This is a genomic window from Gardnerella vaginalis ATCC 14018 = JCM 11026 (assembly GCF_001042655.1).
Taxonomy (GTDB): domain Bacteria; phylum Actinomycetota; class Actinomycetes; order Actinomycetales; family Bifidobacteriaceae; genus Bifidobacterium; species Bifidobacterium vaginale.
The window spans coordinates 643042-656226 of sequence record NZ_AP012332.1 but is presented as its reverse complement, the minus strand read 5'-3'; the positions used below and the strand labels follow the sequence as shown (position 1 = coordinate 656226).

At 41.3% G+C, this 13185-nt stretch carries 9 protein-coding genes and 1 pseudogene; 3 read left to right on the top strand and 7 right to left on the bottom strand.

Annotated features, from left to right (window positions below; all coding sequences use genetic code 11):
* Window positions 1-19 precede the first annotated feature (19 nt).
* The 7 genes and pseudogenes from GAVG_RS02450 to GAVG_RS02420 all read right to left on the bottom strand — a co-directional run bounded on the left by GAVG_RS02450 (window position 20) and on the right by GAVG_RS02420 (window position 10372).
* Window positions 20-1483, bottom strand: coding sequence for a chloride channel protein (locus tag GAVG_RS02450; RefSeq protein ID WP_004112613.1), 1464 nt, complete (start codon window positions 1481-1483; stop codon window positions 20-22).
* 122 nt (window positions 1484-1605) lie between these two features.
* Window positions 1606-2964 (bottom strand): trigger factor, encoded by a 1359-nt coding sequence (gene tig / locus GAVG_RS02445; RefSeq protein ID WP_004112612.1) that lies wholly within the window; start codon window positions 2962-2964, stop codon window positions 1606-1608.
* Between the two features lie 52 nt (window positions 2965-3016).
* Window positions 3017-4390 carry an HRDC domain-containing protein gene (locus GAVG_RS02440; protein WP_029600554.1) on the bottom strand — a complete coding sequence of 458 codons (1374 nt, stop codon included), beginning with the start codon at window positions 4388-4390 and terminating at the stop codon, window positions 3017-3019.
* 193 nt (window positions 4391-4583) lie between these two features.
* The gene (locus GAVG_RS02435; protein WP_004115434.1) at window positions 4584-4955 is read right to left on the bottom strand and encodes a hypothetical protein; all 372 of its coding nucleotides are present in this window, start codon (window positions 4953-4955) and stop codon (window positions 4584-4586) included.
* A gap of 99 nt (window positions 4956-5054) precedes the next feature.
* Window positions 5055-5936, bottom strand: coding sequence for a pyruvate formate-lyase-activating protein (pflA, locus tag GAVG_RS02430; protein WP_004112608.1), 882 nt, complete (start codon window positions 5934-5936; stop codon window positions 5055-5057).
* A gap of 121 nt (window positions 5937-6057) precedes the next feature.
* A pseudogene (gene pflB, locus GAVG_RS02425) lies at window positions 6058-8433 on the bottom strand (formate C-acetyltransferase).
* Window positions 8434-8674: 241 nt separating this feature from the next.
* Entirely contained in the window at window positions 8675-10372 is a 1698-nt protein-coding gene (locus GAVG_RS02420) for an NAD+ synthase (RefSeq protein WP_004118066.1), read from the bottom strand.
* 308 nt (window positions 10373-10680) lie between these two features.
* Between GAVG_RS02420 and GAVG_RS02415 the strand changes: the two genes are divergently transcribed.
* From GAVG_RS02415 to GAVG_RS02405, 3 genes are all read left to right on the top strand, one after another.
* Window positions 10681-11529 carry a MetQ/NlpA family ABC transporter substrate-binding protein gene (locus GAVG_RS02415; protein WP_004112601.1) on the top strand — a complete coding sequence of 283 codons (849 nt, stop codon included), beginning with the start codon at window positions 10681-10683 and terminating at the stop codon, window positions 11527-11529.
* A gap of 104 nt (window positions 11530-11633) precedes the next feature.
* Window positions 11634-12458: a methionine ABC transporter ATP-binding protein gene (locus tag GAVG_RS02410; RefSeq protein ID WP_004115441.1), complete on the top strand. Its 825-nt coding sequence runs from the start codon at window positions 11634-11636 to the stop codon at window positions 12456-12458.
* A 2-nt stretch (window positions 12459-12460) separates the two neighbouring features.
* Window positions 12461-13144, top strand: a complete 684-nt coding sequence (locus GAVG_RS02405; RefSeq protein WP_004112597.1) for a methionine ABC transporter permease — start codon at window positions 12461-12463, stop codon at window positions 13142-13144.
* Window positions 13145-13185 lie beyond the last annotated feature (41 nt).

Genomic DNA, 13185 nt, shown 5'->3' with positions numbered 1-13185 from the left:
CATTTTGAATATATCTAGACTATCGTGTGCGTGTGACCGCAAAAAAATGCGAAATAAATCGCTCAACACAATTAGCTACGCAATTGGACACAATTGCAGCAAATAGCATAAGAAAAAGTAATGCAAACGGCGCATTTACTAATTCAGCAACTAAAAGCCAAGCCATAATTGGAGCTTTTCTGGAAGATGCAAGTAAAGAAACAGCGCCAATAATAGATACAGAAATTGCAGAAACTTGCGAAATGTCAAAAACTTGCGAAAGCGCAGACGTTGAAAAAATAGCGTATAAAATCACACCAAAGCAAGCGCCAGTCGAAATACTCGGCTGCAAAACGCCTCCAGAGGCACCGTAACGCAAAACCAACAAAGTCGCAAGCATTTTCATCATTGCAAGAAGCAATAAAATAGTCACAATATGTGAACTTTCTGCCAAATACGGAAAACTAGCTACAGAAAAAGCAAGCTGAGAAAGCGACCTACCATTCCCCATAATATGCGGAAACCAACAAGCCGCAACACCAATAACTAAGCCAGCTACAGGCATAAAACACAGCATTTGTATGCCACGCAAAGCATGAGTTCTACACCAAATAATACCCAAGCGAAAAACGTAACCAACTAAGCCGCACGCTGCACCAACAACAACAGTTAAAACGCAAATTTGCCAAGAAATCACGCAAGAAAATTGCGAAATATTGTAGTATCTAGAATGATGCAATAAAAATTCAACAACAAACGCAGCAACATAATTCATAACAAGAGCAAAAGGCAAGCAATGCAAACGCTCCGAGCGCGCAATATTTTTAGCTGCATTATCTATTAGCGAGCCATTCTCGCGATTTAGCCACGCATAAAAACCAAAACCTTGAGTTTTACTAAGCAAACCTAAAGAAAGCACGGTGCCAGCTAAAGGCGCGTGGTACACTGCAGCCAAGCCAGCACCTGCAGCAGACGCAACTAGTATACGCTGAGTCTTAACAGACATATGAAAAATACTGCTGCAACGCTGAGCAATCATTGCAGCTAATTCTCTAGGAGCTACTTCCCTTCCGATTGAAATTCCAGAGCCAACAATGCCGATTTGCAATAAAACATGTGCAATAGTAGAAAAAATTGGCATTCTACTGCCACTAACGGCTTGTGGAATAGTAACGATTCGAGGAGGATTTTCTCTTTTTCGCAAAAAATACCAAGCCAGTGCAGCAATAGTCATAGCAATTGTGCCAGGTAGCACGTATCGATACCAAGGAAGAGCTGAAAATACAGTGTTTTTAGCAGATTCAATTGAGCCAAAAGCAAGGTATTGTACAGCATAAAAAATAAGCGTAAGAACTGTAGCTCCTAGGCCAATAAGAACGCCAAGGGCAACAGAGACTGCAATAAAACACGCTAGACGAATTGCAAAACTAAATAACTTGCAAGATTTACCGAATCTGCCAAATCTGCAACAAGCTTCATGCTTAGTTTTAGCACTATTATCCATAATGTCTCGCAATTCTTAAGATTTTCCTATAATAATCGTAATTATTTAATTAGATATAAGTAAGACCCAGCGGAGCTAAACTCCACTAGGTCTTAGATTAAAATCTAATAGAAGATACTAACTTACTTTTCAGAGGTAAGCTCATCAGCTACTGCAGCAGCAGCGGAAGCAGCTTTAACGCTTTCGTCTTCTGGCTCCTCTTCTTCCGTTAAGAAAGCACTCAAGTCTATAGCCTCTCCACCAGCAACGAATTTCACAGCACGCATACCAGCAAGCAAGCCCTTAGAACGAGCAACTTCCTGAACAGCGGAACCAAGCTGACCATTACGAACAATAGCGTTAATAAACTGGCTTGGATCCATACCATACTGCTGAGCAACAGAAACCAAGAAGTTAGTGACATCTGCCTGAGATACAGAAACATCGAGGCTTTCTGCCAAAGCGTCGAGAACCATTTGGTCACGAAGCTCCTTTTCTGCAGCCTTCTCAGCTTCTTCCTTCTGCTCTTTAGTAGCCTTTTCAGGATCTGGAGTCATACCCTTAAGATGTTCAGCAACAGCCTTTTCTTTAACACCCTTTGGTACAGGAATCTCAACCTCTTCCTGAATCTTAGCAATAAAGGCATCGCGAGCCATAGTAGCCTGACGGCCTTCATTTGCCTGCTCGCAAGACTTACGAACATCAGCTTTAAGCTCTTCGAAAGTATCAAACTCAGAAGCTTCCTGAGCGAAGTCATCATTAAGCTCTGGCAATTCCTGAGTCTTAACAGAGTTAACCTTCACCTTAACCTGAGCTTTTTTACCCTGGTTCTTTCCAGCCTCAAGAGTGCCTTCAAAAGTGGTCTCTTCGCCAGCGGAAAGACCTTCCAAAGCTTCATCCAAACCATCAAGCATGGTGTTGGAACCAAGCTCATAGCTCACGCCATTCTGAGAATCAGCAACCTCATCGTCGATTCGAGCTTCCAAATCAATGTTAGCAAAATCACCCTTCTTAGCTGGGCGATCAACACCAACAAGAGTACCGAAGCGCTGACGCAAAGCCTCAAGACGAGCATTAACATCTTCGTCTGTAACTTCTGGCTTTTCTACTTCGATTTCTACACCCTTGAACTTGTTAAGCTTGAACTCTGGACGACGCTCAACAGTTGCAACAAACTTAAGCTTAAGTTCGTCTTTAGCAGATTCTGGGACTTCCTGAACATCAAATTCTGGCTGATCCATTGGGCGAATCTTCTTTTCTTCCAAAGCCTTAGAATAAAGCTCTGGAACAGCAGAATTTACAGCTTCACCGGCAACAGCTCCGAAGCCAACTCGCTGATCTACAATCTTGCCTGGTACGTGTCCCTTACGGAAACCTGGCACGTTGATTTGCTTTGCGATCTCTTTACGAGCCTGATCCATAAATGGCTCAAAATCTTCGAGATCTGCGGTAATGGTGAGCTTAACCTTAGTTGGCTCAAGATTCCTGACGCTGATTTTCACGCTTCATGCTCCTGAAATTACGTTTTCTAGCTTCTGCCATATGGCACAACCGTTACATAATAGCGCGAGTTACGGACTCTGCAATTAAATCGCTTTGCCACGTTCTTGCGCCCTGCTCTACAAGAAACTCCTTAACGTTAATATGCTCAATATTATCTTGCCAACAAAGATTGCGAATAATTTGCGGTTTAATAATGATTTCTGTAGGAGTATGCGTATCTTCTGCAATCTTGATTAAAGACTGCTTTACATTTTGTAAGCGCTCATATCTTTTGGGATGATGATCACGCCAATACTTCATAGATCGTGGAGCTGCTTGCGATTCTTGTGCGTCGCTAGAATCCGCAGAATCGCCAGCATCCGCAGAATTGTCAGAATCGCCAGAATCGTTGTAATTGCCATATTTACTACTTGAATCATCAAGCTTAGAAACAATAGCAACTTCCCCACTTTTAGCGCGACTAATCGCGTCTTCTATAACAACTTTCCACACATTTGGCTTGATTTTGCGCTGAATCGGAGCATAACGTTCAAACATCTTGTCTTGCTCGCTGCCCGTGTGAATCCTAACGCGTTCGTTAAGAATGCGAATTGAGCGAAACTCCCTAGAATTACTTGGTTTTCGCTTTCCTGCTTCAATAATCGCAGCATCCGAAAGCAATAGAGTTGGCGCAATATCGTATTGACAAGCAAGCTCATCTCGCTTTTGCCAAAGCTCTTTTGCAATCATTAAGCCGACTTTATCGTGCATAAGAACGCTTATATGAGATATTCTAAGCCAAGGATTTGGGTGAGGAGACTTCTTTTGAGCACCTTTACTTAATAAGTGTGCAAACTCTTGATTTGCCCATAAAAGCTTGCCTTGCTTTTTTAACTCGCCGCTCATTACTTCTTCTAATTCGATTAGCAACTCAACGTCTAAAGCCGCGTAATTTCGCCAATCTCTAGGAAGGGGCCTATAAGACCAATCCGCTGCAGAATGTTCTTTTGCAAGAGTCAATCCCAAATAATATTCAGTTACAGAGCTTAATCCAAAGCGCTTTCTACCAAGCAATTTAGCTGCGATTTCTGTATCAAATAAAGCACGCGGACGCAAACCAATATCGAAAAATCCTGGCAAATCTTGCATAGAATCGTGAATAATCCAAGGCGCGTCTCCTACTGCCTCATTAAATTCATGCCAATCAACGCCAAGTTTTCCTAACGCTATTGGGTCCAGCAATCCAATTCCTGCACCTTTGCGTTTGAACTGAATCAGCCAATCTTCGTGACCATATCTAAAACCAGATGCGCGCTCTGCGTCTGCAGCCAAAGGCCCCGACCCTGCTGCTAACAAATTACAATATTCTTTATATGCTTCAAGCGTATCAATGACTTCTGGAACTCCTTCTCTAGGCTCTTTTAAGAGCTTTGGTTCCTTATTCAAGAACGCCTCCCGATTTGCATGCTCTAGCCAAAGTCTTACGCTTTTTGCATCTTGCCTTGCAATTTTTTGCAAAATATCCGTAAAAAATATTTAAGCCGTGTTATAGATTGTGCATCTTTTAACACGGCTTCAACTTTCGCACACAACTACGACTAATCAAAATAAATAATCAATTAAATAATCATTTAGATAATCAATCTGTTTTATTATTTACTATTTCTCCATTTATGCGCTTAACAAGTTTAGTTTTAAGGAATCTAGTAAGAGTAAATGCGACTGCCGAAACTAAAACTGTTGGGATAACGTAGAGAGCATGTAAACCTAAATCTCTTATTGGGAAAGTGGCAAGTTCCGTAGCAATAGTTATAGCAATAGATATTATCGGCACTTCAATAAGAGGTTTCTTATCGAAAGCCGCAACGATATTTATCGGCAACAAAATTATCGGCAAAACAATTAAAATAATAAGCGCTGTGCCAAAGCCAAACTGATCGTTACACCGTGCAAAAATAGCTAACGCTAATGCAAAAGCTAATGCAATCCAACAACCTATTCTGCGCTTCATTGCGTATCCTTTCTCTAAAAAGGGTATTTGTATAATTATACAAAATCCTTCAAAAAAATACAATACACAAAGATTGCCTAAAACGCATCGAGGTTCAGTCTAATACACTACAAAACCGTGGTCTTTGAACTGATTTACAACTCGCTCTTTTAATGCTCTAGAAGGTCCTTTTTGATTCTCAAGTGGGTACGGAATCCTAAGCTCATGCCACTTTGGACGGCCTAGTTGATGGAATCCAAGCACGTCAATATGCTCAACAGCATCTCCAAACGAATCGCAAATCTCAGCAACTTTTTCAACATTTTCTTCACTGTCTGTAAGACCTGGAACGAGCACAAAACGCACCCAAATCTTCTTACCAGCCTTCGCTAAGCGCTGACCAAAGTCAATAGTTGGCTGAAGCAAGCCGCCAGTTACTTTTTTATACGTTTCTTCAATACCAGATTTAACATCTAGCAAGCAAAGATCAATGTCGTCAATCATTTCGTCTGTATAATTGCGATTCAAAAAGCCCGAAGTATCTAAGCAAGTATGCACGCCCATTTCTTTTGCTGCACGAAATACTCTAGATACAAAAGCTGGTTGCATCATGGATTCGCCGCCAGAAAATGTGATTCCGCCACCAGTTGCCTTAAAAAGACTTTGATAACGGTCTACTTTTTTAATCATTGCATCTAAGTAGACTGGCTTGCCATCGCGCATTTTCCAAGTATCTGGATTTTGGCAATATTGGCAGCGAAGTGGGCAGCCGCTCATAAAAACAGTCATACGAGTGCCAGGGCCATCAACAGAAGTATTAATATCCCAAGAATGTACAAATCCAATATCGCCAGTTTTAAGAGCAACTAAGCGGTCTTTTCTGTCTAATCCAATTGGAGATTCAAAACCAGAAAGACCACCCATTAAAGTTTGTCGGGCATACTCTTTTGACTCCTTTAACATGTGCTGAGTCGTGGTACGAAATGCTGTGTTTTCAACCATCTATATGCCCTCCTATAACCGTCTTTGGTTTAATTTATTCGATTTTAAAAACTACGTTTATTTTAAAAGCCGCCAGGAGCAAAACCTACTCACTCCCGGCGGCATTCGCAATCAATCAGAATCAGTCAGTAACTGAACCCTGGTGGAATGTACGAGAAATAACGTCGAGCTGCTGCTCCTTAGTGAGCTTTACGAAGTTCACTGCGTAGCCAGAAACGCGAACCGTAAGGTGTGGGTACTTTTCTGGGTGCTCAACAGCGTCTTCAAGCTGTTCCTTGCGCAAAACGTTGATGTTTGCGTGGTACAAGCCGTGACCGTTGCCAGCGTCCAAAATACCAACCAAATTCGTTATACGCTCGTCTTCATCTCTTCCCAAACCATCTGGCGTAATGGTGTTGGTCAAAGAAATACCATCGAGAGCATCGTCATAGTCAATCTTGCCAACGGAGAACATGGATGGAAGCATACCGTGAGAATCCATACCATTTTCTGGGTTTGCGCCTGGAGCGTAAGGAGTGCCCTTCTTGTGGCCAGATGGGAAGGAACCAGTGTTCTTGCCGTATTCAACGTTAGAAGTAATAGTCAAGATAGACTGAGTTGGAACAGCATTACGGTACACAGGCAAACGCTTTACCTGACCCATAACAGTGCTTACAACCCACTTTGCCAAGTCATCAGCACGATCGTCATCATTACCGTAGATTGGGAACTCTCCAACCGTCTTGTAGCCAACGATTAAGTCGTCTTCTGCGCCTTCGATGTACTCATACTCATGACCTTCAGTGGTCTTAGCATCCTTGTTGTAGATTGGGTAAACCTTTGCATACTTCAAAGCAGCCAAGGAATCTGCAGCAATAGACAAGCCAGACATACCGCAGCCGAGTGTACGATAGACTTCCCTATCGTGCAAAGCCATCTCAATGGACTCGTACGCGTACTTATCATGCATATAGTGGATGATGTTCAAAGCCTCAATGTAGGTTTCGGAAAGCCATTCCAAAGCCTTCTCGTAATTGGCCTTAACCTTCTCGTAGTCAAGAGTTCCGTCGGCTTCTGGCTTGATTGGGTCAATAACACCCTTATCAATAACCTGCATGCCAGTCATTTCATCGCGGCCACCGTTAATCGCGTAAAGCAATGCCTTTGCGGAGTTAACGCGTGCAGCGAAGAACTGCATTTGCTTACCAACGCGCATTGGGGAAACGCAGCAAGCAATAGCAGCGTCATCGCCCCAGTGCTCACGAATATCTTTATCGGACTCGTACTGAATTGCAGAAGTGTCGATAGAGATTTGTGCGCAGAAACGCTTGTAGGCTTCTGGAAGCTTTGGATCCCAGAAAATAGTGATGTTTGGCTCAGGACCTGGCCCAAGATGCTCAAGAGTCAAAGTGTTGAGCAAACGGAACGAAGTCTTAGTAACAAATGTGCGACCATCATCGCTGAAGCCAGCATCGGACCAAGTTGCCCAATATGGATCTCCAGAGAAGATTGCGTCGTAATCCTTAGTACGCAAGAAGCGAACAATACGAAGCTTCATAACCAAAGCATCAATGATTTCCTGAGCATCGGTTTCGTTGATTAATCCAGCCTTCAAATCACGCTCAAAGTAGCAATCGAAGAATGCGGAAACACGACCGAAGCTCATTGCAGCACCATCCTGGCTCTTAACAGAAGCAAGATAGCCCATGTAAGTCCACTGAACAGCTTCCTTAGCGGTTTGAGCTGGTCGGCTCAAATCCAAGCCATACTCGTTGCCCAGGTTAATAAGCTGCTTCAAAGCCTTGATTTGCTCATCATGCTCTTCGCGGAAGCGAATCCAATGCTCAATCTAGGTCTCAGTAAAGTCGTTGCGGTATGGAATCGAATCCTTATCGCGCTTCTTGAACTCAATAAGCATATTTACGCCGTAAAGAGCCACGCGACGATAATCACCGATAATACGACCACGACCATAAGCGTCTGGCAAACCAGTCAAAATCTTATTGTGGCGAGCAATCTTAATATTCTTGGTGTAAACACCAAACACGCCATCGTTATGAGTCTTGCGATAAACGGTGAAAATCTTCTTAATTTCTGGATCTACTTCCTTGCCGGCTTCCTTAATAGCCTGCTCAACCATTCGCCAACCACCGTTTGGCATCATAGCGCGCTTGCAAGGTTCGTCAGTTTGCAAACCAACGATTACGTTATCTACTTCTGGGCTTTCAATGTAGCCTGCTGGCATTGCGTCAATGCCTGCTGGAATATGAGTTTCAACGTCGTATACGCGGCGCTCACGCTCAACTGCCAAGTAATTGTCATCGAGATACTTCCACATATGCTTCGTTTTCTCGGTAGCATTCGCCAAGAAGGATTCGTCGCCTTCGTATGGGGTGTAGTTCTTTAAAATAAAGTCGCGTACGTCAATATCTTTTTCCCAATTGCCGCTTGTAAATCCATCCCACGCTTTTGCACGAAGATCCTCTTCGGTGAGAACGGATGCATCCACTGATGCCATATTTGACTCCTTTCGTATCCACGACGCTTCTTCACGCCGTCTTCTCTACTATGTTAAAGCAATGTTTAAACAGTACACGTCGATTTTTTACTATTTTAAAGTGAGTTACCTCACATTTTATGCTTTTATGTATTCAATTTAGTAAAAAACGCTAGTTTGAATACTCAAACTAGCGCATATGCAATATGTAGTTAATCAACGGATGCTTGCGACTTTTCCCAAGACGTATCCAAGATTTCGTCTACTCTCTAAACGCGGTTGTTACTGGAATTCGCCTATCTCTTCCAAACGCAATCGCACTAACTTTTGGCCCTAACGGATACTGCCTACGCTTCCATTCTGCGCGGTCTACAAGCCTAATAACTGTATCAACTGTGCGCTCATCAAAACCGTCTGCAAGCAAATCTGCGCGACCGTGAGCAAGCTCAATATGAGCTTCCAACACTTTATCTAGCAAATCGTATTCTGGCAAAGAATCAGAATCCTTTTGCCCTGGTCTTAGCTCTGCGCTTGGAGGCTTAATAATCGAGTTTACAGGTATAAGAATGCTATCTTTTGGAGCATTGTCTTTAGGAAAATCTTCACTGCCAGCAATAGGTAACATTCCAAGACCTACTCCATTTTGAGCAGCACGATTTCGCCATCTAGAAAGCGCCCAAACGCGAGTCTTAAACAAATCTTTAATAGGAGCATACCCTCCTACTGCATCTCCATAAATCGTAGAATAACCGCATGCAAGCTCCGACTTATTGCCAGTAGCTAGTGCCAGCAATCCTTTTGAATTAGAGTACGCCATAACAATCACGCCTCTAACTCGCGCTTGCAAATTTTCTGCAGCAACACCTTGTAAATCAAGCTGATTTTGGAATGACTTAAAAAGTGGCTCAATGGGCTGAATATCGTAATGTGCTCCAAGTCGCTTAGCTAAATCGCAAGCGTCGTCTTTAGAACCAAGCGAAGAATACATGCTTGGCATTGAGATTCCCCAAACGTTTTGCCCTCCGCAAGCATCTGCCGCCATAGTTGCAACTAGCGCAGAGTCAATTCCGCCAGAAAGTCCTAAGCAAACGCCCTTAAATCCGTTTTTGCGCATGTAATCTCTAAGTCCCAAAACACATGCGCAATAAACTTCTTCGTCTGGGTCTAATTTTTGAGCAATCGTTGAGCACTTTTGTGCATCTAAATCTGTATTAAAATCAACAAAACTTAAGTCTTGATCAAACATTTTAGAACGCTCGATCAGGGATCCATCTGCGTTTACTACAAAACTGCCGCCATCAAAAACAAGATCATCTTGAGCACCAACTTGATTTACGTAAACAAGAGGAGCATTAAGCTCTTTTGCACGCTTTTGCGCCAGCTTTAAGCGAATATCCGTTTTGCCTTCTTCGTACGGAGAACCGTTGATTGTTACTAAAACATCAATCCCCTCTTTAGAAAGACGCGCAACTGGGCCGCCATCTTGCCAAATGTCTTCGCAAATCGCAAATCCTAATTTTGCGCCTTTAACGTTTAGAATTCCGCAATCATCTCCAGAAGAGAAAATTCTAAATTCGTCAAAAACGCCATAATTTGGTAAGAAATGCTTGTCATAAACAAGCTCCACTTTTCCATCATGAATAACAAGTAAACGATTTCTTGGCTTACCTAATTCATCGTCTACACCAACTGTTCCAACAACAACGTATAAGTCAGCTAATCCGCTATCTTTTAAGATTTTTGCAAGACTGTAAGCAGCGTCGCTAGCTGCTTTTCTAAATGTTGCACGCAAAGCAAGGTCTTCGATTGGATACCCTGTTAGTGTCATTTCTGGAAACACAACAATATCAGCGTTTCCACTACTTGCATCTTTGCAAAATCGCAATATTTCATCCGTATTTTTGCTTATGTTTCCAACGCAAGTGTCAATTTGAGCTAAAGCTAAACGCAAAGAAGTCATGTTTTTATTATAATCCATGTTGCATAAGCCGCATTGTATAAAGTCATATTGCAATAAAAGCATCCACTAAACAGAAAAATCGCAAAACGCCAATCATAAAAAACAAGCGAAAAACAAAAAATCAATCGCAAGTATAAAAAATTAATTGTCACATATCTGCCTGATTTCATTAGTATTGCTAACTCGTCATAAATTATACAAATAGAAAATAGGTAGCGAAGAAGATACAAAATCGCATATATTGATATTCCGTTGCTAAGAAACAAAACATCAACGAACAAAAAACATTAAAGGACAAGGGGAAAAATATGAAAATCACAAAGAAGAACACAAAGATTATTGCAGCTTTTACAGCACTAACTGCGATTTTGGGGCTTTCACTAAGCGCATGCGGATCTTCTGCAAATGGAGCAACTAAAGACGATAAGGTGATTAAGGTTGCAGCTTCCCCAACTCCTCACAGCGATATTTTGAACAAAGTAGTTAAGCCAATTTTGCAAAAACAAGGCTATAAGTTGGTTGTTAAGGAATTTACTGACTACGTGCAACCAAATACTGCTGTAGAAGAAGGCGAAGCAGACGCAAACTACCATCAGCATTTGCCATACTTAGATAACTTTAATAAAGAAAGAGGAACGCATATTATTTCTATTGCTGGAATCCACTTTGAACCATTTGGACTTTACCCAGGAAAGACTAAAACAATTAAGGACTTAAAAGATGGCGCAACAGTTGCGGTTCCTAGCGACCCAACCAACGAAGCTCGCGCACTTCTTCTTTTGCAAGATGCAGGTCTTCTTAAGCTAAAGAATCCAAAGGATGTTAACGCAACAAAGAAAGATATTGTTTCTAATCCAAAGAATCTAAAGTTTAAGGAAATAGACGCTGCTTTGGTTCCAACAGTTGTTAAGGACGTTGATTTAGCTGCTCTAAACGGAAACTACGCTATTCAAGCTGGATTTAACCCAACTAAAGATCCTCTTACAAGCGAAAAAGTTGGAGGCGTAGCTGCTAAGACATACGAAAACATTATTGCTGTTAAGAAAGGATCCGAAAAGCTTGCTAAAATCAAGGCTCTTGTAAAAGCGTTAAAAACAGATGCAGTTCGTGATTTTATAAAGAAAAACTACAACGGCGCTGTTTTGCCAGTTTTCTAAGATGATTGCATTGTTCTAACCTTAAGCAAATATGAGACATGTGCCTCACAAAAGCATAGAGGCACGTGCCTCATATTTGCTTTTCAAAATCAGTGAGAGATAATATGATTCAAATTGAGCATCTTTATAAAACTTACTCAAGTGGTAAGCAATCGCACGAAGCACTTAACGATATTAATTTAACTATTGAATCAGGCGAAGTATTTGGTATTTTGGGATCTTCTGGAGCTGGAAAATCATCATTAGTCAGATGCATGAACTTGTTAGAACGTCCAACATCTGGAAGAGTGCTAATAGACGGAAAAGATATTACGGACGCCAAAAATAGAGATTTATCTAAAATAAGATCGAATATTGGAATGATTTTCCAAAACTTTAGTCTTTTTCAACAGCGAACTGTGTTACAAAATGTGACTTTTCCTTTGGAACTAAACAACACTCCTAAAGAAAAAAGAGAAGAACGAGCAAAGTATTTACTCGATTTAGTTGGATTAAAAGATTTAGCAAACCGCTACCCTGTTCAGCTTTCTGGCGGACAACAGCAAAGAGTTGCAATAGCGAGAGCACTTGCTAATAATCCTTCTATAATGCTTTGTGACGAAGCAACAAGCGCCTTGGATTCAACAACTACAGCACAAATACTTGACTTGCTTAGAAGAATCAACCGAGATCTTAACGTAACACTGGTTATTATTACTCACTCGTTAGCAGTAGCAAGAAATATTTGCGATAGGGTTGCTATGATTGACGGCGGAAAAATCGTAGAGATCGGTGACACTTCAACACTTTTCAAAAATCCTCAAAGCAATATTTTAAAAACGCTTATTGCAGACGAACATGTTGAAAACCATAGGGGAACTAAATCCAATAATAGTAATTCCGAAAATGGAATAACCACTAATAGCGCAACAAACAATGGGGTGAAATAAAAATGCCAGAAAATATTTCACAATTTATAGACGAATATGGAGAACTACTTATTGAAGGCACAAAAGATACAATATCTATGACTTCAATATCTACACTATTCGCATACGTAATAGGATTACCAATAGGAGTTCTTCTTATAACAAGCGCAAAACAAGGAATACGTCCTAACTCATATTTGAATGCGGTTTTAGGTTGGATTGTAAATATTGTTCGCTCAATACCGTTTATAATCCTACTTGTTGCAATAATTCCACTTACTAGACTTATTGTTGGAACGTCTTTGGGAGTTTCTGGCGCTATTGTTCCTCTTGTTTTAACAGCTGCACCATTCGTAGCGCGAATTGTTGAGCAATCTCTTGCAGAAGTTGATGGAAGTCTTATAGAAGCTGCACAAAGTTTTGGCGCAAGCAATACGCAAATAGTATTCAAAGTATTGCTTTTTGAAAGCTTGCCTTCATTAATTCGTGGAGCGGCATTGACTTTCATTACACTTTTTGGATTCTCTGCAATGGCTGGAACTGTTGGCGCAGGCGGTCTAGGAGATATTGCAATTCGCTACGGATATCAGCGTTACCAATACGATGTTATGAGTGTTGCTGTTATTTTCTGTATTCTTCTTGTGCAAGTAGTACAAACTGTTGGAGATTTAATATCCAATAAAATCAACCATCATGAACGTCGATAATATCCAATAAAAAGTCACAAATAAAAAAGTCACAAATAAAA